This is a genomic window from Vibrio gigantis (genome assembly GCF_024347515.1).
Lineage (GTDB): Bacteria > Pseudomonadota > Gammaproteobacteria > Enterobacterales > Vibrionaceae > Vibrio > Vibrio gigantis.
The window spans coordinates 665299-687292 of the sequence record NZ_AP025492.1 but is presented as its reverse complement, the minus strand read 5'-3'; the positions used below and the strand labels follow the sequence as shown (position 1 = coordinate 687292).

The window sequence follows — 21994 nt, the reverse complement described above, 5'->3', positions numbered from 1 at the left end:
CTATTCTCTAACTATTAAATATTATCGACTGACTGACCTGACAGTGCAGCACGAATTGATTTATCCATACGACGAGAAGCAAAGTCTTGACTCGCTTTGTCGGTATTCTTAATTTCTAGTTCAATGGCATCGGCATTGTCGCCATTACGCGCTTCAATCAGTGCTTCAATCGCTTGAACCAGTTGTTGTTTACCTTGCTCGTCCAGCAACTCATCGCCATCGGCTTGCATTGCAGCAATTAGGCCTTCAATAACGCGATCCGCTTCTACGCGTTGTTCAGCAAGAGCACGCGCTTGCATGTCTTCTTTTGCAAACGTCATCGAGTCTTTCAGCATGCTCGCTACTTCGTTGTCGCTTAGACCGTAAGAAGGCTTAACTTGAATTTCAGCTTGAACGCCAGTGCTCTTCTCCATCGCGGTAACCGATAGCAGGCCATCAGCATCTACTTGGTAAGTAACACGAATATGAGCCGCACCTGCAGTCATCGGCGGGATGCCTTTCAGAGCAAAACGAGCCAGTGAACGACAATCGTCGACCATTTCACGTTCGCCTTGCACGGTATGTACTGTCATTGCAGTTTGACCGTCTTTGAACGTGGTAAATTCTTGTGCTCGAGCCACAGGGATCGTGGTATTACGAGGAATGATCTTTTCTACTAGACCACCCATAGTTTCGATACCTAGCGATAGAGGAATAACGTCCAATAGCAGCATTTCAGAGTCAGGCTTGTTACCCACTAAAATATCCGCTTGAATTGACGCACCAATCGCAACCACTTCATCAGGGTTGATGCTAGTTAATGGCGTGCGACCAAAGAAGTCACCAACCATTTCACGCACAAGCAATGTACGAGTTGACCCCCCCACCATCACCACTTCAAGTACTTCATCAGCGTCAACTTCTGCATCTTTAAGTGCACGGCGACATGAAAGCAGTGTTTTCTTAACCAGCGGCTTAATGATCTCTTCAAACTCTTCGCGAGTTAATGAACCAGACCAACCTATAGCTTCAACATCAACGCTTTCAGCTTCAGATAAGCCAATCTTAGCTTCTGTTGCTGCATCGAGAAGAATACGGTTCTGTTCTGCAGTTAGCTCTGATAAGCCGATTTGTTGTTGGAAATGATCCGCAACGAGATGATCAAAGTCATCACCGCCTAATGCAGAATCACCGCCCGTTGCTAGAACTTCAAAGACACCTTTAGACAGGCGCAGGATAGAGATATCAAATGTACCGCCACCTAGGTCATAAACGGCGATTACCCCTTCTTTACCTGAATCCAAACCGTAAGCAATCGCCGCTGCGGTTGGCTCATTAAGAAGACGTAATACATGAAGACCAGCCAGCTGCGCTGCATCTTTCGTACCTGCACGCTGTGCATCATCAAAGTACGCAGGAACGGTAATAACAGCACCAGATAGCTCGCCACCGAGTGTTGACTCAGCTCGTTGACCTAGCGCACGCAGAATGTCTGCTGATACTTGAATTGGGTTTTTGTTGCCTTGCTCTGTGCTAATCACAGGCAAACCATTATCACTTTCTTCAAATTGATATGGCAGAGATGGGTATCGCTGTTGAATATCTACCAGTGAGCGACCGATTAATCGCTTAACTGAGATAATGGTATTTTTAGGATCAGTCTGTGCATTTGCACGAGCTTCGTCACCGGTCGTGTACGACTCTGACGTATAGTGAACAACGGAAGGAAGAATACTGCGACCTTGTTGATCAGCTAGCGTACTTGCCTCACCACTGCGCACCGACGCAACCAATGAGTTTGTTGTACCTAAATCAATACCCACAGCAAGCTTGTGCTGGTGAGGAGCGGCGCTTTGCCCTGGTTCTGCAATCTGAAGTAGTGCCATGGATGTGTCCTTGTTATACGAACTAGCCGATCAAACGATCTTCAACTAATTCGATTTCATTCTTTAATTTTGCAATAAACTTAAGCTTTCTGACTCGGTCTGCTGCTTCTAACCAAGCTTCGCTGTCGAGTTCTTGTTGGATAGCGCTTAATTGTTGTTTATACATTTTGCTAACCTTACCTTCAAATGCAAATAAAGCATCTTCAGGTTCAGAACTGTCTGCGATGTCTTCAAGCTCTTCACGCAATTCCATTTGCTCCATTAGGAACATCGGATCTTGCATGGTCTGCTGCTCACCACGAATATCCTCACCATGTTGCACTAACAGGTATTCAGCACGGCTGATTGGATTCTTCAATACCTGATAAGCATCATTAATTTGTGCAGCTTTTTGCACAGCTAACAGGCGATCACGCTCGGAAGCAGTGGCAAATTTATCAGGGTGGAATTGGCGTTGCAGATCTCTAAACTGAGAAGAAAGAAGGCTACCATCCAGCTGAAACTGAAGTGGTAGCCCAAATAATTCGAAATGATTCATGTAACGGTGGTCCTAAGTTTAGGCTCTTCAATCAGAGCCTAATTTTATTCTTCGCTCACTATAAAACGCTTAACAATTAAAGCGTTTAAACATTGAAGCTCTCACCACAACCACATTCGCCTTTTGCGTTAGGGTTGTTGAATTCAAAACCTTCATTTAGGCCTTCTTTTACGTAATCAAGCTCAGTACCGTCTAGGTAAACTAGGCTCTTTGGATCAATGATGACCTTAACACCTGAATGCTCGAACACTTCGTCTTCTTCGTTAAGCTCGTCAACGAATTCTAGTACATACGCCATACCCGAACAGCCAGTAGTTTTTACCGCTAAGCGCAACCCGATACCTTTACCTCGGTTATCTAGGAAAGCTTGAACTCGGCTTGCTGCCGTCTCTGTCATGGTGATGGCCATACTACAACCTTGTGTTTTATATAAATTGAGAACTCAGGGGGAGCACAAAGGATGCTCCCAAATATTACTTATTTTTTGTGATTACTTAATGAAACGATTAACGCTTCTTTTTGTAATCCGCAACTGCTGCTTTGATTGCGTCTTCAGCAAGAATTGAACAGTGAACCTTCACTGGTGGCAATTCTAGCTCTTCTGCTATTTCAGAGTTTTTGATAGCAGCTGCTTCATCAATACTTTTACCTTTAACCCACTCAGTGACTAGTGAACTAGAAGCGATTGCGCTACCACAACCGTAAGTTTTGAATTTTGCGTCTTCGATAATGCCTTCTGGCGTTACCTTGATTTGCAGTTTCATTACGTCACCACAAGCTGGTGCGCCAACCATGCCGCTACCTACACTTGGGTCTTCTTTATCAAACGAACCTACGTTACGTGGGTTTTCGTAGTGATCAATTACTTTTTCGCTATATGCCATGATAGTTACCTCGAATCCTCTATATCCGTGAGATTAGTGATGAGCCCACTCAACAGTGTTCAAATCAATCCCTTCTTTATACATATCCCATAGAGGAGACATGTCGCGTAATTTGTTTACCGCTACACGAATTTGTGCAATCGCGTAGTCGATTTCTTCTTCCGTTGTGAAACGGCCGAATGAGAAACGTACTGAGCTGTGTGCCAGTTCATCGTTCAGACCAAGAGCACGTAGAACGTATGATGGCTCTAGGCTTGCTGATGTACATGCAGAACCTGATGATACTGCCAGGTCTTTTAGAGACATAAGCAGAGACTCACCTTCAACGAAAGCAAAGCTCACGTTTAGGTTGTGGGGTACACGCTGGTCTAAGTCACCGTTTACTGTTACTGCTTCTAGGTCCTGAACACCTTTAAGTAGGCGCTCACGAAGTGCTAATGCGTGATCGAAATCTTTCTGCATGTCTTGCTTAGCGATAGCACAAGCTTCGCCCATACCCACGATTTGGTGAGTAGCAAGCGTACCAGAACGGAAACCACGCTCATGACCGCCGCCGTGCATTTGCGCTTCTAGACGGATACGTGGCTTACGACGAACGTAAAGTGCACCGATACCTTTAGGACCGTACATTTTGTGGGCTGAAAGTGAGATTAGATCAACTTTAATCTCTTTTACGTCTAGTGGGATTTTGCCCGCAGACTGAGCCGCATCAACGTGGAAGATGATCTTGCGAGAACGACATAGTTCGCCGATCGCATTGATATCTTGGATTACACCAATTTCGTTGTTTACGTGCATGATAGAAACAAGCACTGTGTCTTCACGCATTGCAGCTTGTAGCTTGTCTAGATCGATAATGCCGTTTGCTTCTGGCTCTAGGTAAGTTACCTCAAAGCCTTCACGCTCTAGTTGACGACATGGATCAAGAACCGCTTTATGTTCTGTTTTGCACGTGATTACGTGCTTACCTTTCTTCTCGTAAAAGTGCGCGGCACCTTTGATAGCAAGGTTATCTGACTCTGTAGCACCAGAAGTGAAAACAATTTCACGTGGGTCTGCATTTAATAGATCAGCAATTTGCTCACGAGCATTATCTACTGCTTCTTCTGCCTGCCAGCCGTAACGGTGCGAACGAGATGCAGGGTTACCGAAGTTACCATCCATCGTCATGCACTGAACCATTTTCTCAGCAACTCGTGGATCGACTGGGCATGTAGCTGAATAGTCAAAGTAAATAGGCAGTTTCATTTTCTACTCCAATGTAAAAACTGACCGCTATGAGCGGGCATTAACACCGTGAGGTGCTGCACTAATCGTTGTAGTGCTCGTATTTTTTTGTGCAAAACTATTATTAACCGCAAGATCAATATCTTGACGATCAGAAATCTCTAAAACTTCGTTATCTTTCATCAGCTCACCGAGCGTAATGTCGTTTAAGAAGCTGCTGATTCGGGAGCTTAAATCACGCCAAAGGGTGTGAGTTAAACAGCGACTGCCACCTTGGCAATCTGCTCGACCGTGACACTTAGTTGCATCGACTGATTCGTCGACTGCAGCGATTACAGTCCCGACAGCAATATCGCTCGCTTCAGCTCCTAAACGATAACCACCGCCAGGGCCGCGAACACTAGCAACTAAGCCAGCTTTACGTAACTTAGAAAATAATTGTTCTAAGTAAGATAACGAGATGCCCTGTCGCTCTGAAATATCAGCCAGAGGAACTGGGCTTTTTTGCGAATGCAGTGCTACATCTAGCATAGCTGTTACCGCATATCTTCCTTTAGATGTAAGTTTCATATCACACCGTATCCACATTGTTTATGTGGTTGGAATCTTCCCATACCCGACTAAATTGGTCAAGTATTTTACCTGACTATTTTAGTCAAGTATTCATCCTTACGGTTAGAGTGGTTTTTACTTACTATTTTTACTCTTCTCAATCGAAGTTAAAATACCGCGTAGAGTGTTAATCTCTTGCAATTCAGGACGAGCTCGACTGAACAGACGACGTAGCTTATTCATCACCTGACCCGGCTTATCCTTAGAGATAAATTGGGTATCAATGATCACTTTTTCAAGGTGCTCATAGAACATTTCTAGTTCTTCGTGGCGAGGGTATTCATCTTGTTGCTGTGGCTTGTATTGGCTAGCAACCATATCAAGGTGGGCTACACGTACTTCATAGCTCAGAGTCTGCACTGCCATTGCTAGGTTTAGCGAGCTGTATTCAGGGTTAGCTGGGATACATACATGGAAGTGGCACTTCTGAAGTTCGTCATTAGTCAAACCAGTACGTTCACGGCCGAACACTAATGCGACAGGGTGCTTCTGACCTTCAATTGCGAATTTTTGGCCACACTCGCGAGGCTCAAGCATTGGCCATTCAAGCGTGCGTGAACGTGCACTCGAGCCCACCACTAAACCACAGTCTTTTACTGCTTCATCTAGTGTAGAAACTATGGTCGCGTTTTCTGCGATATCACCTGCACCTGCAGCCAGTGCTAAGGTCTGCTCGTCAACTTCACATTGAGGGTCTACAAGAACTAATTGACTCAAACCCATCACTTTCATTGCGCGAGCTGCTGATCCGATATTCCCTGAATGAGACGTACCAACCAGAACGACTTTTACATTGTCTAACATGCTATATGACACCACTTTAAAAATAATCGCGAGATATTAACACATAGCAAAGTAAAATGGTCAGACCCTTCTCGTAATGTGAAACCAAGAGTTCAAAAAATAACCACTTCCCTTTTGGTAAAACTTTGGTATACTCGCCGCCGCTTTAAATTGTTCTTTAACATCTTGTGGGAAAAACCATATGCATCCAATGCTAAACATTGCGATACGCGCTGCGCGTAAAGCTGGCAACCATATTGCTAAATCTCTAGAAACAACTGATAAGATCGAATCGTCTCTAAAAGGTAACAACGATTACGTTACTAACATTGCTCAAGAAGCTGAGTACATGATCATTGAGACAATCAAAGCATCTTACCCAGAGCACAGCATTATTTCTGAAGAGAAAGGCCTGACTGAAGGTAAAGACTCTGACGTACAATGGATCGTTGACCCACTAGATGGCACCAACAACTTTGTAAAAGGTTTCCCTCACTTCTCTGTATCTATCGCTGTTCGCATGAACGGTCGTACAGAAGTTGCTTGTGTTTATGACCCAATGCTAAACGAGCTATTCACAGCTCAACGTGGCGCTGGCGCTCAACTTAACAACGCTCGTATGCGTGTTACTCAACTAAAAGACCTTCAAGGTACTGTTCTAGCGACTGGTTTCCCATTCAAGCAAAAGCAACACTCTGAATCTTTCATGAAGATCATCTCTGGTCTATTCATCGACTGTGCTGATTTCCGTCGTACAGGTTCTCCTGCTCTTGACCTATGTTACCTAGCAGCTGGCCGTGTTGATGGTTACCTAGAACTAGGCCTTAAGCCATGGGATCTAGCAGCTGGCGATCTAATCGCTCGTGAAGCTGGTGCTATCATGACTGACTTCGCTGGCGGTACTGATTACATGACTTCTGGTAATGTTGTTGCATCAAGCGCACGTGGTGTTAAGTCTATCCTTAAGCACGTTCGTGAGAACGCTAACGAAGGTATGCTGAAGTAATTCAGGCCTTTGATAAGCTCTAACGTCGATAACGACAGTTAAGAGAAAGAATTTTAAAGCCTCGCTAATGCGAGGCTTTTTTTATAGATTTGTACCGTCCTAAATATGGTTGACACATTTCCAACATGAAATTGGAGAGTGTCATGAAAACAACAAGTAGACGTACTCAACGAGATTATTCTCTTGCCTTTAAATTGGCAGTCGTAAGCCAAGTCGAAAAAGGCGAAATGACTTATAAGCAAGCTCAAGAACGTTATGGGATCCAAGGTCGCTCTACCGTTTTAGTTTGGCTTCGCAAACATGGTCAACTAGATTGGTCTAAAGGAATAGAACAATCGAGAGCGTTAGGAGCGACTATGTCAAACTCTTCCTCAACTCAAACCCCAGAGCAACGAATCAAAGAACTCGAGCAGCAATTAGAAGAAACTCAGCTCAAAGCGGAGTTCTTCGAAGCGGTTGTAAAAGTCATGGATCGAGATTTCGGAGTCCGAATTTCAAAGAAGCGCAAGGCCGAGTTATTAAGGAAAAAACGGTCAGAAAGTTGACCGTCACTAAAGCTTGTCACTTCATAGGTATTACACGACAAGCTTTCTACAAGCGCTGTGTTGCAGAAATTCATCAGACAAAGAAAGATGAATCCGTACTCGGTTTTGTGAAGGAGCAAAGGATGATGCACCCTCGAATAGGAACTCGTAAGATCAAGTATTTACTTGCTCAGAACGATATTGAAATCGGGCGAGACCGCTTATTCTCTCTGCTGAGAATGAATCGATTATTAGTACAGAATCGAAGGGCATCGAACCACAAACAGTAATCATCGCTTTTACTGCCATCCAAATCGAATCAAAGAAGGCTTAATACCGGAAGGACCAGAGCAATTATGGGTTGCCGATATTACTTACCTAGCAACGCGGCGTGGTAGTACTTATCTCAGTTTAGTGACGGACGCTTACTCAAGAAAAATCGTGGGCTATCACATAAGTGATGATATGAAAGCTCGCACGGTCAAGCAGGCCTTTTTAAACGCGTTGAAAGAGCGGAAGAATACAGGTGAGCTTGTCCATCACTCAGATCGAGGTGTTCAGTACTGCTCTGTTGAATACCAAGAGTTGCATCGACAGTATGGTGTATCTTGCTCAATGACTGATGGCTATGACTGTTATCAGAATGCGTTGGCAGAGAGGATCAACGGAATACTGAAGATGGAGTATCTGTTGAATAAGCCTAATGATTTAGATGAAGCAAAGAAAATGGTCGCTGAATCAGTAAAAATCTATAATGAATATAGGCCTCACACAGCTCTAAAATACAAAACGCCCGATGAAGTACATCGAGCGTTTTAGTCAATCAAGTGTCAACCCATATCAGGACGGGTCAATTCATCCAAAGCAATAAAGTATTCATTCAAATACTCTCAGATCTCCTTATCTTGCCTCAACTAATAGCTCACTCTGCCCAGTAGGTTAGGAGCTCCTGATTGCCATTTGCAATGGCTCATTTCAAATGAACCCGGGTACAGACCTGTTATTCGAATAAAACCATCTCGAGTCGTAAAACTAATACACAATACAGGTTTGCTCTGATTGAGACTTGGGTATATGTAACTCAATTGCTCACTATCAAGACGGACGTAGTTGCCGTAGTCTTTGTTCGAACTCGCTCCAAGATAAGGTAGCAGTTCGATATCATGATATTTGTGCTCTAGGTAAGCGGAGTTATTCCCCTCTTTAGCAGCAGTATCCGCAACAGACAGGTTATACATGTTTCCACTTCCACTACCATATCCAGCCACAACACCACAACTATTAGAACAATTAGAATCTATTGCATCGTAGTAAGAGAGAGCATACGTAATATGTTGTTCATCACCTCTAGGCTCGTAACCATACTCACTGGTTGATTCACCATCACAACCCACTAACAACATTGTTGCTAGTACACCTATCGCCGTCGCTCGAAAGCTCATCTTGACCACCTTAAACATTCATTTGAAATCGATTAATGATTAACCTGAATGTTAAGGCGTCTCTATTTATCCCTGCTAAAAACACAGTTTAGCTGAAGTTAAAGCGTGAATAGTTGTTATATGATGGCTTTGATTTGATTCAAAACCCAATGAAGGACCACATCGGATTTAGGCACTTTTCGATAACTAAGATAAACAGGAATTGAAAGTTGTTCCGAAAATGGTAGTGAATAGATAGATAAGTTAAGTTCTTGTTTCAGCATCTCTGCATGACGCTTAGTCACCACGCACACCAATTCACTTTTAGAAACCATATACAGCGAAGTAAGCAGTGAGTCCGACGTATAAACGATATTACGATTTTCTACATTGCCGGAATACAGCGAATCTAAAATGAAAGGCTGCTCTCTTTGAGTATTCCAAGCAATAAAATCCAATTCAAGAAACTGGGACTCATTGAGCATCGCGTCTCTTTTGGGGTGAGTTTCAGAACACACAGCGACGAGTTCATCTTTAAACAACAAGATATTTTCGAACCCACTGAGTTCAACAGGTTGGGTGGATATCATGAAATCTGCTTTGCGTAAGCGCAGTTCATCTAACCACTCATCTTGAGCAACAAAGTTCGCTCGGTTAGTTAACGAGAGATCAAAATTCGAATGAGATATCGCGTTTAGCAACTGAGGATAAAAGAGAATATCGCCATCTTTGTGACCGAAGTAAGTAATGACGCGCTTAGACTTTCTCGGATTGCGCAGCGCTGTTGACTCAGCAGCTATCGCATCCACATGAGGTTTCACCGCTTGATAGAGACTCTCACCTTTGCTGGTAGGAACAAGGGTATTGCCTGAGCGGACGAATAGAACCTCATTATAGAACTCATTCAGCTTAGAGATATTTTGGCTCACCGCAGATGGCGTAATCCCAAGCTGTTTAGCCGCATTGGAGACACCTCGCTCTTCATAAACTGCAATAAAATACTTCAATGAATTCAGATCCATAAACCGCCTCCTGTATGCTCTCTTCCACTGTATATAAAAAAACCGCTAGTTGCCTAGCGGTTTTTTTGGTTTAGCGAAACGTATTAAGCTAAGGCCTAAGGCATCTCGTCAAACTCTTCACCTTCTTTTTCCACTTGTGGTGGCATTAGGTGCTCACGCGTAATACCCAACTTCATCGCCAGTGCAGATGCAACGTAGATAGAAGAGTAAGTACCAACTGTAATACCTAGTAGAAGTGCAGTCGCGAAGCCGTGAATCATAGCGCCGCCCTGAACGAACAGTGCGATAACTACAAATAACGTGGTACCAGAAGTGATCAATGTACGGCTCAATGTTTGTGTGATTGAGCTGTTCAGTACTTCAGGTGCTTCACCCTTACGCATCTTACGGAAGTTCTCACGAATACGGTCAAATACAACGATGGTATCGTTGAGGGAGTAGCCGACTACCGTTAGCAAGGCTGCTACGATGGTAAGGTCAACCTCAATTTGCATTAGAGAAAACACACCCAGAGTGATGATAACGTCGTGTGCTAGTGCTAATACCGCACCTGCAGCCAAGCGCCATTCGAATCGCACTGACACGTAGATCAGGATACAGATAAGAGAAACAAGGATAGCAAGGCCACCAGCTTCTGTTAATTCGTCACCCACGTTAGGGCCAACGAACTCGATACGACGCATTTCAACTTGCTCACCAGTACCGCTCTCAATAGCAGAAAGGATCTGATTACCAAGTGTTTCGCCCGCTACGCCATCACGTGGACGTAGGCGAACCATTACATCACGAGCTGAACCGAAGTTCTGTACCGTCGCATCACCAAAGCCTTCGGCTTCTAGTGCACTACGGATATCAGGAAGGTGTGCTGGTTGTTCAAAGCCAACTTCAATCAGAGTACCGCCTGTAAAATCTAGACCCCAGTTCAACGATTTCGTTGTTAGGGTGAAGATAGCAGTACCAATCATCAAGATAGAAAAAACAAAGGCAACCTTTGACCAACGCATAAAGTCGATCATTTTGTCTGCTTTTAGAATCTGAAACATATTAATTCCTAGCCTTAGATCGACAGTTTTTTAACGCGTTTGCCGCCATACATCAGGTTCACGATACAACGTGTTCCGACAATAGCTGTAAACATTGAAGTCAAGATACCGATAGACAGCGTTACCGCGAAGCCTTTAATCGCACCAGTACCCACAGCAAATAGAATGATTGCTGTTAGTAGTGTGGTGATGTTGGCATCGGCGATTGTGCTGAATGCGTTCGCGTAACCTTGGTGAATAGCTTGTTGTGGACTACGTCCATCTCGAAGCTCTTCACGTATCCGCTCAAAGATCAGTACGTTCGCATCGACCGCCATACCGACCGTTAATACGATACCGGCAATACCTGGTAGGGTCATAGTAGCCCCCGGAATCATCGACATCACACCGATAATAAGCACCAAGTTAGCCATTAGCGCAACGTTTGCAATCAGACCAAAGCTACGGTAGTAAAGCAGCGTAAACAGCATTACTGCAGCCATACCCCAAACCATCGCCATGATACCCATATCGATGTTTTGCTGACCCATAGATGGACCAATCGTACGTTCTTCTACAATCGAAATAGGCGCAATCAATGCACCAGCACGTAGTAGAAGTGCCAAGTTATGAGCTTCAGCCGTTGAGTCGATACCAGTAATACGGAAGTTGCGGCCTAGCGCTGACTGAATCGTCGCTTGGTTAATTACTTCTTCGTGCTTACTTAAGATAACTCGACCTTCCGGTGTTTTACGACCGCTGTCTTTGTACTCTGCAAATACGGTTGCCATTAGCTTACCGATATTCTGACGAGAGAATGCAGACATCTTGCTACCACCTTCGCTATCTAGCGAGATGTTAACTTGAGGACGACCATATTCATCAACACTTGAGCTTGCATCAGTAATACTTGAACCGCCTAGAATAACGCGCTTCTTAAGTACCACAGGGCGACCATCACGATCTTCCTTGATTTCACTACCAGCAGGGGCACGACCAGAAGCGGCAGCGGCTAAGTCAGCACTGCTATCCACTTCACGGAATTCAAGCGTCGCGGTAGCACCAAGGATTTCTTTAGCGCGAGCCGTGTCTTGAACACCAGGCAACTCCACTACGATACGGCTAGAACCTTGACGTTGAACCAAAGGCTCGGCAACACCAAGTTCGTTAACACGGTTACGTAGAATGGTAATGTTTTGCTCAACCGCGTAGTTACGGATTTCTTGAAGACGAGCCTCTGTAAAGCTTGCAACCAAAGAGAAGCGACCGTTAGATTCAGAATCTACGAACGTCATGTCTTGGTGCTTAGATTGCAGTAGCGATTTCGCTTCAGCAAGCTGCTCTTCGTTACGTAGAATCACTTCAACTGCATCTTTACCAGATGGGCGAATTGCACGATAACGGATTTTCTCTTCACGAAGTTCACTACGGAATGCTTCTTCTTGTTGACCAACCAGCTTTTGCATCGCAGCGTCCATATCCACTTCCATTAAGAAGTGAACACCACCACGTAGATCAAGACCAAGTTTCATTGGTGCAGCACCAATAGATTCAAGCCAGTCAGGGGTTGAAGCCGCTAGATTTAAAGCAACGATAACGTCATCGCCTAGTGCTTCGGTGATGATATCACGGGCACTAATTTGCGTATCTGTGTCGTTAAAGCGAACAAGAATGGAACCGTTTTCGAGAGCAACGGATTTAGTAGAAAGGTTTTCTGCTTCAAGAGCATTGGTGACAGCATCCAGCGTAGACATATCTACAGAGGCGCCGCGCGCCCCTGTAACTTGAACTGCCGGATCTTCACCGTATATATTTGGAAGTGCGTACAACGCAGCGATAGCGATGGCAAACACCACCATCAAATACTTCCATAACGGGTAACGGTTTAGCACAGCGAGGATCCTCTAGCTGTTTATAGAGATTTCAGAGTACCTTTTGGTAGCACTGCTGTAACGAAGTCTTTCTTAATAACTACTTCGTTGTTTGCGTTCAGTTCGATAGCAACGTAGTCACTGTCTTCAGCGATCTTAGTGATCTTACCGATTAGGCCGCCGCTTGTAAGAACTTCGTCGCCTTTGCCCATAGAAGACATAAGGTTCTTGTGCTCTTTAACACGCTTAGCTTGTGGACGGTAGATCATGAAGTAGAAGATCACAGCGAACATACCTAGCATGATAAGCATTTCGAAACCACCGCCTGCTGGTGCACCTTCTGCTGCTGCGTGAGCTTGAGAAATAAACATTTAAAACATCCTCTATTATATTTTCGTAATTGTTTGTCTAATTGGGTCGCATCCCTTTACTTTCAAGCCCCATCACTCGGAAGAGAGATAGGGCTCGCAAAAAAGGAATACTAAGATTCTTTACCTAGTGGTGGCACTTCACGCCCCATTCTTGCGTAGAACTCTGCAACGAACTCTTCAAAGCGGTCTTCATCGATAGACTGACGAATGTCTGACATTACTCGTTGGTAGAAACGCAGGTTATGAATCGTGTTCAGTCGAGCACCTAGGATTTCGTTACAACGATCCAAATGATGTAAGTACGACTTGCTGTAGTTCTTACAAGTGTAACAGTCACACTCTGAATCTAGTGGTGTTGTATCGGTTTTATGCTTCGCATTACGGATCTTGATCACACCTTCAGTCACAAACAGGTGGCCATTACGTGCATTTCGCGTTGGCATTACACAATCAAACATGTCGATACCGCGACGAACACCTTCAACCAAGTCTTCAGGTTTGCCTACGCCCATTAGGTAACGTGGCTTATCTTCTGGCAGTTGAGGGCATGTGTGCTCAAGAATACGGTGCATATCTTCTTTTGGTTCGCCTACGGCTAGGCCACCTACTGCGTAACCGTCAAAACCAATTTCTGTTAGGCCTTTAACCGATACATCACGAAGGTCTTCGTACACACCACCTTGAACGATGCCGAATAGTGAGTTCGGGTTTTCAAGTTTGTCGAAGTGGTTACGTGAACGCTCTGCCCAACGAAGAGACATCTCCATTGAGTCTTTTGCTTCTTTGTGTGTCGCTGGATAAGGCGTACACTCATCGAAGATCATTACGATGTCTGAACCTAAATCTTTTTGGATTTCCATCGACTTCTCAGCGTCCATGAAGATCTTGTCACCGTTTACAGGGTTACGGAAGTGAACCCCCTCTTCAGTGATTTTACGCATAGCACCTAGGCTGAATACTTGGAAGCCGCCTGAATCTGTCAAGATAGGACCGTGCCAGTTCATGAAATCGTGCAGGTCACCGTGCATTTTCATGATTTCTTGACCCGGACGTAGCCATAGGTGGAATGTGTTACCTAATAGAATTTCAGCGCCTGTGTCTTTCACTTCTTCAGGTGTCATACCTTTTACAGTACCGTAAGTACCTACAGGCATGAATGCTGGGGTTTCAACGGTACCGCGTTCAAACTGAAGTTGACCACGACGTGCGCCGCTATTAGTTTTTTTAAGTTCGTATTTTAATTTCACGAAGCCTCCAATATGCCAGAGAAACAATCTGACTGTTAATTCAGAACCTTAGGCCAAACAAAAGTTCAGTCTAGTAGGTTCTATGAGGAGCGGTCGCGTATTCCTTGCGAGAGATTAGACAGACACCCTGCCCGACTCCTAGCTTACTGCTAGCACCCGTAAATTTTTTTTATATCGCTTATAACCGGCTAAATTAGCTGGTTTTCTTGTTGATGAACATAGCATCACCGTAGCTGAAGAAACGATATTCGCTCTTCACTGCGTGATCGTATGCGCCCATCACATTGTCGTAACCTGCAAATGCACTCACCAACATAATCAGAGTCGATTCAGGTAAGTGGAAATTGGTAATTAAGCAATCCACCAACTGGTATTCATAGCCAGGAAAAATGAAGATTTCAGTATCACCAAAGAAAGGAACTAATTCGGTACCTTTCTTTAGCGCATCTTGCGCTGCACTTTCTAGTGAGCGCACTGATGTTGTGCCAACGGCAATAATACGTCCGCCACGAGCTTTAGTTGCTGCAACCGCATCTACCACCTCTTGCGGTACTTCAACATACTCAGCATGCATGTGGTGATCATTTATGTTGTCTACTTTCACGGGCTGGAATGTGCCAGCTCCAACGTGAAGCGTCACGTAAGCAAATTCGACACCTTTTTCTTTCATGTCAGCCATTAGCTTGTCATCAAAGTGAAGGCCTGCTGTTGGCGCTGCAACTGCACCCGGCTTTTCATTATAGACCGTCTGGTAGCGCTCTTTATCTGCATCTTCATCAGGGCGATCGATGTAAGGAGGCAGTGGCATGTGACCAACACTGTTAAGAATCTCTAAAACGCTTTGGTCAGATGTGAAATGGATTTCAAATAACGCATCATGTCGCGCCACCATTTCAGCTTCATACTCATCGTTCTCACCAAGGAACAATTTAGTGCCCGGTTTCGGTGATTTAGAACAACGAACATGCGCTAGAATACTTTTCTCATCAAGCATACGCTCAACCAGCACTTCAAGCTTACCGCCTGATGCCTTGCGACCGAATACACGAGCAGGAATTACTCGAGTGTTATTGAAAACAACCAGATCGCCTGGCTCAACCAAGTCTAAAACGTCTTTAAACGAACCATCAGCTAGGTTGCCGCTGTTGCCATCTAATTTAAGCAGGCGGCTTGCTGTGCGCTCCTCTTGAGGGTAGCGAGCAATGAGTTCATCTGGTAGGTCAAAGTGAAAATCTGAAACTTGCATGTGTCTAGTCTTGTCTTAGTTGATGAGATTTGTGCCATTGACGAATCATAAATCGTAGTTGCTGGATAATCGTGACGGTAAGTAAATCGTTACCAGAAAGATATCGCAAACACGACTAAAAATTTCGCAGTGGGCTAGTATAGGCACACGAGCCGCAATAGCAAGGTTTACAGCAATGGATTATTGTAAAGAGGCGTAAAATAATGCTACTGATTCACCTCCTCAAACTAAAGAATTAGTTGCATAAAACTCACCCAAGAATGCGTCAGATCTCAGTTATTTTTTGGATAAAAAACTATAGTGATAACAACAAATAAATAATAAGGAGGTTCGTATGATCAAGGTTGAAGATATGATGACTCGCAACCCTCATACTCTATTGCGCTCACACTCACTAGCCGATGCTAAGCACATGATGGAAGCGCTTGATATCCGCCATATTCCGGTCGTTGATTCAGACAGACAACTATTAGGTGTCGTCACACAGCGAGACGTTCTAGCCGCTCAAGAATCTAGCCTACAAAACATCCCACAAGCTCAATCTTTTACTCTTTCAACACCACTTAACGACATCATGCATAAAAGTGTTATGTCTGTAGAGCCGCGAGCAGGATTAAAAGAATCGGCTATCTATATGCAGAAGCACAAAGTGGGCTGTTTACCTGTCGTTGAAAACCACGAACTAGTGGGCATTATCACTGACAGCGATTTCGTCACAATAGCGATTAACTTGTTAGAGCTACAAGAAGAAGTCGAGCCAGAAGAAGCGGAAGTAGAGTAACGCTCGGAAGTGTTCTCAAGAAGAGCGGCTCGTTATGCCGCTCGAAGGAATTTTTGTCGATACGAACTATTGTAGGCTGTTATAGAAGCTCAGATACCACATCTGCTAGTTGATGGAACGTCTCACGACGCGAAGAGCTTGGTCGCCAAACAAGACCGATGTCTCGGTATGCCTGTTGGCCAGGAGGGTCGATAACCACCAGATTTTGATTTTCCAGCAAACCGTGATCAATAGCCATTTGCGGAATAAAGGTAGTACCTAAACCGTTCGCTACCATTTGAACCAAGGTGTGAAGGCTCGTTGCTGTGAACGGGTTGATCTTCTCTTTGTCAGTTAACTTACACGCTGACACCGCGTGCTCAGTTAAACAGTGCTCGTTCTCCAATAAGAATACAGACTCGTCTGGCAGGTCGTCATATTTAATAGGGACACGAATACCATCTGCTTGATTACGGCTGATGACCATTCTAAAAGGATCTTGCCCAACCACTTTGCTCTCCATGTTGTCGATATCAACAGGTAGAGCCAGAATCAATACATCTAACTCACCATGGCGCAGTGCCGCAAGTAAGTTCGTTGTCGTGTCTTCGCGCAACAGCAGATTTAACTGAGGAAAGCGTTGGTTGGCTTCTTGTACCAGATCGCACAAAAGAAATGGCGCAATGGTAGGAATGCACCCTACTCGCAGCTGACCTTGCATCGCATCGCCATTACATAGGTTTCCGAGTTCAACCAAGTCCTGCCCTTTCGCCAATAACTCTCGGCCATGCTTAACCACCAGCTCTCCCGCTTGAGTGAAAACGAGTGGGCTCTTTTTATCTTTCTTCTCATACAAAGGGCAACCGATCAGCTCTTCTAGGTTTTGGATACCTTTACTCAGAGTAGATTGGCTAACGAAACAGCGATCAGCGGCGTCGCTAAAGTGCCGTGTTTCGTGAAGAGTAACAAGATAGTGAAGTTGCTTAAGACTTGGCCATTTATTCATGAAATTACTTTGTAATATGAGTAGGATAAGTTACACGAAGGTCCTAAGACCTGAGAAAAGGACAAAGAATAAGCTTATCGCTTTTTTCGATGAACTTAATCTATTTAATTCGCTTTTTTCTATAGTACCGATTGTACTATAGTTTGTCGCGTAGAAACGGAGCCCAAACAAAGATGTGTTGGGCCAACTAATTTTTTAGGAGATTCCAAAATGGTACTAGTAGGTCGTCAAGCCCCTGACTTTACTGCAGCAGCTGTTCTAGGTAACGGTGAGATCGTTGATAACTTCAACTTCGCAGAATTCACTAAAGGTAAGAAAGCGGTTGTTTTCTTCTACCCACTAGACTTCACTTTCGTTTGTCCTTCAGAGCTAATCGCTTTCGACAACCGTCTAGAAGATTTCCAAGCTAAAGGCGTTGAAGTAATCGGTGTTTCTATCGATTCTCAATTCTCTCACAACGCATGGCGTAACACTGCTATCGCTGACGGCGGTATCGGTCAAGTTAAATACCCACTAGTTGCTGACGTTAAGCACGAAATCTGTAAAGCATACGATGTTGAGCACCCAGAAGCAGGCGTTGCTTTCCGTGGTTCTTTCCTAATCGACGCTGACGGTCTTGTACGTCACCAAGTAGTTAACGATCTTCCACTAGGTCGTAACATCGACGAAATGCTACGCATGGTAGACGCACTAAACTTCCACGAGAAGAACGGTGAAGTTTGTCCTGCACAATGGGAAGAAGGTAAATCAGGTATGGACGCATCTCCAAAAGGTGTTGCAGCATTCCTATCTGAGCACGCTGACGACCTAAGCAAGTAATTACATTCTTAAGCCCGCCTCAACACGGGTGAATGGTTGGATGACTCTCTATAAAGAGAAATAAAGCATAAGCTACAGCGCAAAGCGCACCGCCAATCAGTTAAGAAGTAAAGTCTTATTCAAAGCCCGAAGTTAACGCTTCGGGCTTTTCGCCTCTATCGCTTCAACAATGATTTATTCCTTGGTCATGTCCACTATGAATAGGGGTAACCGCAAAGCGAAACTTTACCTCTATTTTCCTCTACCTCTGCCTATTCAGAGTCGTCTCAAGATTGCTATGATTTCCTCAGTCTCAATTTGAACGAGTTAAATATCATGAACATCGAAATTGAAGTTTGTATCGATAACCTAGAATCCCTACACAATGCCCTAGCAGGCGGAGCGAATCGTATTGAGCTCTGCGCTTCACTAGCACTTGGTGGATTAACTCCGAGCTTCGGAATAATGAAGCAAGCCGCTCGCATCTCATCAGTTCCCGTGTATGCAATGATTCGCCCAAGACAAGGCGACTTCATCTTCGATAATGACGATATGATGTGCATGCTTGATGACATCCAAGCCGCTGCCGATGCTGGTTTAGACGGTGTGGTATTAGGTGTGCTTACCGCTCAAGGTGAAATAGACATGGTTGCGATGAAAGCACTCACCTCAAAAGCCCACCAGCTAAAACTTGGCGTGACCTTTCACCGCGCTATCGACCAACTTAAGGATTACCGAGAAGCTCTAGAACAGATTATCGAACTTAGTTGTGAACGTGTTTTAACTTCAGGCTTAGCAAGTAACGCAGAGCAAGGAAAAGACATTCTCAAGGAAATGGTTACGCTCACTCAAGGCCGCTTAGACATTATGGCAGGGGCAGGCGTTACAGCTGAAAATGGCCAAGACATTCTCAAGCACACTGGCGTTCAAGCACTGCACCTATCTGGCAAGTCGACAAGACCAAGCCTAATGACACAAGCCTCTCAAGCTCAAATGGGGCAAGATGACGTTGACGATTACTTAATCCCAGTAACGAGTACGGCAAAGATTCAAGATCTGATAGCCTCGCTTAACAAATAGATAAACTCCGAGAGCTGACTAAACACCAACACAACATGGCTAGTAAAAGCTTGGAAGTCACGTATATTAGTAAACTCAATATGGCGACTCATGGAATGTTATGGCTAAGGATCTATTCAGCTCTCTTGATTTAAACTTGTTGCGCACCTTTTTGATTGTTTACCAGGAAAAAAACACCAGAAAGGCAGCGGAGCGTTTATTCGTTTCTCAGCCAGCAGTGAGTCAAGCTCTCCAGAAACTGCGTCATCATTTTTCAGATGATCTATTCGTTAAAGTACATAAAGGACTACAACCGACATCTTTTTGTGAGCAACTAGCGAATAATATTACGCCGCATTTCCACGGCTTAGAATCCGCACTTAATACATCGAATCAATTCGACCCGAAAGAGATCAACCATAAAATCACAATTGCTTTATCACCAGTGGTCCTAACATGTCTTTCAGGCAGCCTATTTAAACGGATCAAAGCTCAAGCTCCAAACGCACAACTTGAACTGCTTAGCTGGAAGCCATCCACACAAGAAGAGATTCAAAAAGGCGTCGTCGATTTGGGCGTAAGCTATGCAATACCAAATACTTCAAAAGAAGTGTACGCCAAAAAGCTCATCGACCTCACAGGCAGAATCTTTGTAAGACAAGACCACCCAATAAAGAAACAAGAAATTGAGCCCAAAGATATGGCTGGTTTCGAGATTGCCTCAATGATCTCTCCTGGTTGGAATGATAGCTATAGCTACGCTGCTAAAATGATGGAGCGTTATTCATTAGAGCATAAAGTTGGATTTCGCTCTGAGTTGATCATGGCCATCATTGACGTAGTTCTTCACACCGATATGTACATGCCCCATTCCAATATTTTTCCAGTCGAGAAGTACCCCGACTTAAGAGCAATCGACGTATTGATTGAAGGAAAACGCTACCAAATGCCAATCCATGCTCATATACACCTCAAAAACCGCAATGACCCTATGCTCACTTGGCTCTTCTCTGAAATCCAACAAGCTTTAACCGAACAAGTTAATAAGTAATACTTATCACTGATATAAAAACCACTACTTAGCCTAAAAATAAAACACTGTTTAATATTCTCTTCATCGACAGGGAGTCAGTACAAACAGTGCAACCTAAGTAAGGATGCTCAATATTTCTAATACTATTGAGAGTGTATCAATGAAAAAATCAATTATTGCAGTATCTCTTGCCACTGCGTTTTCACTGCCTGCATTTGCAGACATCAACATCCAAAATCCAATTGAAGGAACTCCTTCAAACCCGATTGAGCTACCAAACCCTGCTCAGCCAATTGAGCAAACGCCGACTCAACCTCAATTGCCAGTTCAGCCGATTTTACCTGAGCCAAGCAATCCAATTGAGCACACACCAACGCAGCCTCAGTTGCCGGTCCAACCAACGTTACCAGATCCTAGCCACCCAATTGAGTTGCCAAAGCCGACACAGCCAATTGAGCATACGCCGACTCAACCGCCAGTTGATAACACACCGGATCGCCCACATCCACCGATCCCAACTCAACCGCCGGTAGACAATACACCAGATCGACCTCACCCGCCGATTCCAACACAGCCACCAGTTGATAATACACCTGATCGCCCTCAACCACAGGTGCCTTCAAACCCAATTGAAGGGGATGATGTAGATGTGCCAGATATCTCTGGACCATCAGAATCACAGCGTATTTCTGCAGCAGAAATGAACCTAACGGCAATGGCCGAAGAATATAACGGAAGGTTCAACAACCATGAAGAACAGATGGACGGTATCCGTGCAAGCTTGCACGCAGTAACTAATGCTCGCCCATTCGTTACCAACGGTGAATTTGCTATTGGTGCAGGTGTTGGCTTCGCAGGTTCAAAAGAAGCACTTGCGCTAGGTGGTGCATACGGCATTAATGAAAGCCTAAGTGTTTCGGGCACTTTCCACTACGAGACTTCAGGCAAATATTCATCTTCAGATGTCGCTGGCGGCATTGGTCTTCAATACAATTTTAAATAGAGCACTCTCTCCCTGCTATGGATGGTGGGGATTTCCATAAGTAAGACAATAATAAGATTGGGTTATCACTGAGATAACTAGCTCTTATTAGCTTACTTTTTCAAAGCCAATATAATATTTTCCGTCACCCAGAGTGTTCACTGGGTTTGCACATGGATCGACCTAATGCTAAGGAGAGCAAACAATTACTTCGGTGGTACCATGAAATTAAAAACACTCCTCTTAGCTTCAGCTTTATTCTCAACTTCTGCATTCTCAAGTGGTCTCCATTTATCCCCAGAACTAAAAATTGGCGCTTATCATGGCTTTGGAGTGCAAGCTGGTATTACTGATGTAGCAGATTTAGGTGCGATGTATCTAAGCTACTCTCATATTTGGTATGACAGTAATCGATATGATGAAACGGTCAATACATACCGAATTGGTATCCAAAATATGTTCGGACAAAATAGAACACACGGCTTTCAAGCTGAAATAGGAATGGCAAGTTATGATGGAAAAAAAACGTCTTCCGGAGACATTGAAGAGAGAACAGCAAACGGTTTAAGCCTTGGAGGAGCCTACGTCTATCAAGCGACACCAATGGTCGGCCTGCGCGCTGGTTTTGATATGAACTTTTTTGATCACAATAAAACCTACATCCCTTACGACACAACGATTAATGTCAATTTAGGTGCTATATTTCATTTCTAGAAA

At 44.3% G+C, this 21994-nt stretch carries 22 protein-coding genes and 1 pseudogene; 8 read left to right on the top strand and 15 right to left on the bottom strand.

What is annotated here, in order from left to right; all coding sequences use genetic code 11:
• Positions 1-14: 14 nt before the first annotated feature.
• The 7 genes from hscA to trmJ all read right to left on the bottom strand — a co-directional run bounded on the left by hscA (position 15) and on the right by trmJ (position 5930).
• Positions 15-1865, bottom strand: a complete 1851-nt coding sequence (gene hscA, locus OCV56_RS03085; RefSeq protein WP_086715725.1) for a Fe-S protein assembly chaperone HscA — start codon at positions 1863-1865, stop codon at positions 15-17.
• A gap of 22 nt (positions 1866-1887) precedes the next feature.
• A complete protein-coding gene (gene hscB / locus OCV56_RS03080; RefSeq protein WP_086715727.1) occupies positions 1888-2403 on the bottom strand; it encodes a co-chaperone HscB in 516 nt (171 codons plus the stop codon).
• An 85-nt stretch (positions 2404-2488) separates the two neighbouring features.
• Positions 2489-2812 (bottom strand): iron-sulfur cluster assembly protein IscA, encoded by a 324-nt coding sequence (iscA, locus tag OCV56_RS03075; protein WP_076650836.1) that lies wholly within the window; start codon positions 2810-2812, stop codon positions 2489-2491.
• Between the two features lie 97 nt (positions 2813-2909).
• Positions 2910-3287, bottom strand: coding sequence for a Fe-S cluster assembly scaffold IscU (iscU, locus tag OCV56_RS03070; RefSeq protein ID WP_004740340.1), 378 nt, complete (start codon positions 3285-3287; stop codon positions 2910-2912).
• A gap of 33 nt (positions 3288-3320) precedes the next feature.
• Positions 3321-4535, bottom strand: a complete 1215-nt coding sequence (locus OCV56_RS03065) for an IscS subfamily cysteine desulfurase (RefSeq protein ID WP_086715729.1) — start codon at positions 4533-4535, stop codon at positions 3321-3323.
• A gap of 27 nt (positions 4536-4562) precedes the next feature.
• On the bottom strand, positions 4563-5084 hold the full coding sequence (gene iscR / locus OCV56_RS03060; protein WP_060983294.1) for a Fe-S cluster assembly transcriptional regulator IscR: 522 nt from the start codon (positions 5082-5084) through the stop codon (positions 4563-4565).
• A 117-nt stretch (positions 5085-5201) separates the two neighbouring features.
• Entirely contained in the window at positions 5202-5930 is a 729-nt protein-coding gene (trmJ, locus tag OCV56_RS03055) for a tRNA (cytosine(32)/uridine(32)-2'-O)-methyltransferase TrmJ (RefSeq protein WP_086715731.1), read from the bottom strand.
• Between the two features lie 181 nt (positions 5931-6111).
• Here trmJ and suhB point away from each other — a divergent pair, with 181 nt between their 5' ends.
• Both suhB and OCV56_RS03045 read left to right on the top strand, forming a co-directional pair.
• Positions 6112-6915, top strand: coding sequence for an inositol-1-monophosphatase (gene suhB, locus OCV56_RS03050; RefSeq protein ID WP_017062836.1), 804 nt, complete (start codon positions 6112-6114; stop codon positions 6913-6915).
• 143 nt (positions 6916-7058) lie between these two features.
• Positions 7059-8258: pseudogene (locus OCV56_RS03045) on the top strand (IS3 family transposase).
• 95 nt (positions 8259-8353) lie between these two features.
• On the opposite strand, the gene OCV56_RS03040 reads toward OCV56_RS03045, so the two are convergent.
• The 7 genes from OCV56_RS03040 to queA all read right to left on the bottom strand — a co-directional run bounded on the left by OCV56_RS03040 (position 8354) and on the right by queA (position 15639).
• Positions 8354-8881 (bottom strand): hypothetical protein, encoded by a 528-nt coding sequence (locus OCV56_RS03040; protein WP_086716173.1) that lies wholly within the window; start codon positions 8879-8881, stop codon positions 8354-8356.
• A 116-nt stretch (positions 8882-8997) separates the two neighbouring features.
• Complete coding sequence (locus OCV56_RS03035; RefSeq protein WP_086716171.1) at positions 8998-9882, bottom strand: LysR family transcriptional regulator; 885 nt, start codon at positions 9880-9882, stop codon at positions 8998-9000.
• 95 nt (positions 9883-9977) lie between these two features.
• Positions 9978-10925 (bottom strand): protein translocase subunit SecF, encoded by a 948-nt coding sequence (gene secF / locus OCV56_RS03030; protein WP_086716169.1) that lies wholly within the window; start codon positions 10923-10925, stop codon positions 9978-9980.
• 14 nt (positions 10926-10939) lie between these two features.
• Positions 10940-12796 carry a protein translocase subunit SecD gene (secD, locus tag OCV56_RS03025; protein WP_086716167.1) on the bottom strand — a complete coding sequence of 619 codons (1857 nt, stop codon included), beginning with the start codon at positions 12794-12796 and terminating at the stop codon, positions 10940-10942.
• A 20-nt stretch (positions 12797-12816) separates the two neighbouring features.
• Complete coding sequence (yajC, locus tag OCV56_RS03020) at positions 12817-13146, bottom strand: preprotein translocase subunit YajC (RefSeq protein WP_010440492.1); 330 nt, start codon at positions 13144-13146, stop codon at positions 12817-12819.
• Positions 13147-13256: 110 nt separating this feature from the next.
• Positions 13257-14393, bottom strand: a complete 1137-nt coding sequence (tgt, locus tag OCV56_RS03015) for a tRNA guanosine(34) transglycosylase Tgt (RefSeq protein ID WP_017056177.1) — start codon at positions 14391-14393, stop codon at positions 13257-13259.
• Positions 14394-14586: 193 nt separating this feature from the next.
• Positions 14587-15639 (bottom strand): tRNA preQ1(34) S-adenosylmethionine ribosyltransferase-isomerase QueA, encoded by a 1053-nt coding sequence (gene queA / locus OCV56_RS03010; RefSeq protein WP_019822091.1) that lies wholly within the window; start codon positions 15637-15639, stop codon positions 14587-14589.
• A 334-nt stretch (positions 15640-15973) separates the two neighbouring features.
• On the opposite strand from queA, the gene OCV56_RS03005 reads away from it, so the two are divergent.
• Positions 15974-16420: a CBS domain-containing protein gene (locus OCV56_RS03005; protein WP_086716165.1), complete on the top strand. Its 447-nt coding sequence runs from the start codon at positions 15974-15976 to the stop codon at positions 16418-16420.
• 79 nt (positions 16421-16499) lie between these two features.
• Here the strand turns inward: OCV56_RS03005 and OCV56_RS03000 are convergent, their stop codons facing one another.
• A complete protein-coding gene (locus OCV56_RS03000; RefSeq protein ID WP_017632986.1) occupies positions 16500-17405 on the bottom strand; it encodes a hydrogen peroxide-inducible genes activator in 906 nt (301 codons plus the stop codon).
• A gap of 210 nt (positions 17406-17615) precedes the next feature.
• Here OCV56_RS03000 and OCV56_RS02995 point away from each other — a divergent pair, with 210 nt between their 5' ends.
• From OCV56_RS02995 to OCV56_RS02975, 5 genes are all read left to right on the top strand, one after another.
• Positions 17616-18224: a peroxiredoxin C gene (locus OCV56_RS02995; RefSeq protein ID WP_004740353.1), complete on the top strand. Its 609-nt coding sequence runs from the start codon at positions 17616-17618 to the stop codon at positions 18222-18224.
• A 315-nt stretch (positions 18225-18539) separates the two neighbouring features.
• Complete coding sequence (locus tag OCV56_RS02990; RefSeq protein WP_086716164.1) at positions 18540-19283, top strand: copper homeostasis protein CutC; 744 nt, start codon at positions 18540-18542, stop codon at positions 19281-19283.
• A 100-nt stretch (positions 19284-19383) separates the two neighbouring features.
• A complete protein-coding gene (locus OCV56_RS02985; RefSeq protein ID WP_086716162.1) occupies positions 19384-20313 on the top strand; it encodes a LysR family transcriptional regulator in 930 nt (309 codons plus the stop codon).
• A gap of 142 nt (positions 20314-20455) precedes the next feature.
• Positions 20456-21298: a YadA C-terminal domain-containing protein gene (locus OCV56_RS02980; RefSeq protein WP_086716160.1), complete on the top strand. Its 843-nt coding sequence runs from the start codon at positions 20456-20458 to the stop codon at positions 21296-21298.
• 201 nt (positions 21299-21499) lie between these two features.
• Positions 21500-21991: a hypothetical protein gene (locus OCV56_RS02975; RefSeq protein WP_086716178.1), complete on the top strand. Its 492-nt coding sequence runs from the start codon at positions 21500-21502 to the stop codon at positions 21989-21991.
• The last annotated feature ends 3 nt before the right edge of the window (positions 21992-21994 follow it).

What these genes read in the sequence shown, in the direction of transcription:
- hscA (WP_086715725.1), bottom strand. Translation starts at nt 1,865, where the DNA reads ATGGCACTACTTCAGATTGCAGAACCAGGGCAAAGCGCCGCTCCTCAC.
- hscB (WP_086715727.1), bottom strand. Translation starts at nt 2,403, where the DNA reads ATGAATCATTTCGAATTATTTGGGCTACCACTTCAGTTTCAGCTGGAT.
- iscA (WP_076650836.1), bottom strand. Translation starts at nt 2,812, where the DNA reads ATGGCCATCACCATGACAGAGACGGCAGCAAGCCGAGTTCAAGCTTTC.
- iscU (WP_004740340.1), bottom strand. Translation starts at nt 3,287, where the DNA reads ATGGCATATAGCGAAAAAGTAATTGATCACTACGAAAACCCACGTAAC.
- OCV56_RS03065 (WP_086715729.1), bottom strand. Translation starts at nt 4,535, where the DNA reads ATGAAACTGCCTATTTACTTTGACTATTCAGCTACATGCCCAGTCGAT.
- iscR (WP_060983294.1), bottom strand. Translation starts at nt 5,084, where the DNA reads ATGAAACTTACATCTAAAGGAAGATATGCGGTAACAGCTATGCTAGAT.
- trmJ (WP_086715731.1), bottom strand. Translation starts at nt 5,930, where the DNA reads ATGTTAGACAATGTAAAAGTCGTTCTGGTTGGTACGTCTCATTCAGGG.
- suhB (WP_017062836.1), top strand. Translation starts at nt 6,112, where the DNA reads ATGCATCCAATGCTAAACATTGCGATACGCGCTGCGCGTAAAGCTGGC.
- OCV56_RS03040 (WP_086716173.1), bottom strand. Translation starts at nt 8,881, where the DNA reads ATGAGCTTTCGAGCGACGGCGATAGGTGTACTAGCAACAATGTTGTTA.
- OCV56_RS03035 (WP_086716171.1), bottom strand. Translation starts at nt 9,882, where the DNA reads ATGGATCTGAATTCATTGAAGTATTTTATTGCAGTTTATGAAGAGCGA.
- secF (WP_086716169.1), bottom strand. Translation starts at nt 10,925, where the DNA reads ATGTTTCAGATTCTAAAAGCAGACAAAATGATCGACTTTATGCGTTGG.
- yajC (WP_010440492.1), bottom strand. Translation starts at nt 13,146, where the DNA reads ATGTTTATTTCTCAAGCTCACGCAGCAGCAGAAGGTGCACCAGCAGGC.
- queA (WP_019822091.1), bottom strand. Translation starts at nt 15,639, where the DNA reads ATGCAAGTTTCAGATTTTCACTTTGACCTACCAGATGAACTCATTGCT.
- OCV56_RS03005 (WP_086716165.1), top strand. Translation starts at nt 15,974, where the DNA reads ATGATCAAGGTTGAAGATATGATGACTCGCAACCCTCATACTCTATTG.
- OCV56_RS03000 (WP_017632986.1), bottom strand. Translation starts at nt 17,405, where the DNA reads ATGAATAAATGGCCAAGTCTTAAGCAACTTCACTATCTTGTTACTCTT.
- OCV56_RS02995 (WP_004740353.1), top strand. Translation starts at nt 17,616, where the DNA reads ATGGTACTAGTAGGTCGTCAAGCCCCTGACTTTACTGCAGCAGCTGTT.
- OCV56_RS02990 (WP_086716164.1), top strand. Translation starts at nt 18,540, where the DNA reads ATGAACATCGAAATTGAAGTTTGTATCGATAACCTAGAATCCCTACAC.
- OCV56_RS02985 (WP_086716162.1), top strand. Translation starts at nt 19,384, where the DNA reads ATGGCTAAGGATCTATTCAGCTCTCTTGATTTAAACTTGTTGCGCACC.
- OCV56_RS02980 (WP_086716160.1), top strand. Translation starts at nt 20,456, where the DNA reads ATGAAAAAATCAATTATTGCAGTATCTCTTGCCACTGCGTTTTCACTG.
- OCV56_RS02975 (WP_086716178.1), top strand. Translation starts at nt 21,500, where the DNA reads ATGAAATTAAAAACACTCCTCTTAGCTTCAGCTTTATTCTCAACTTCT.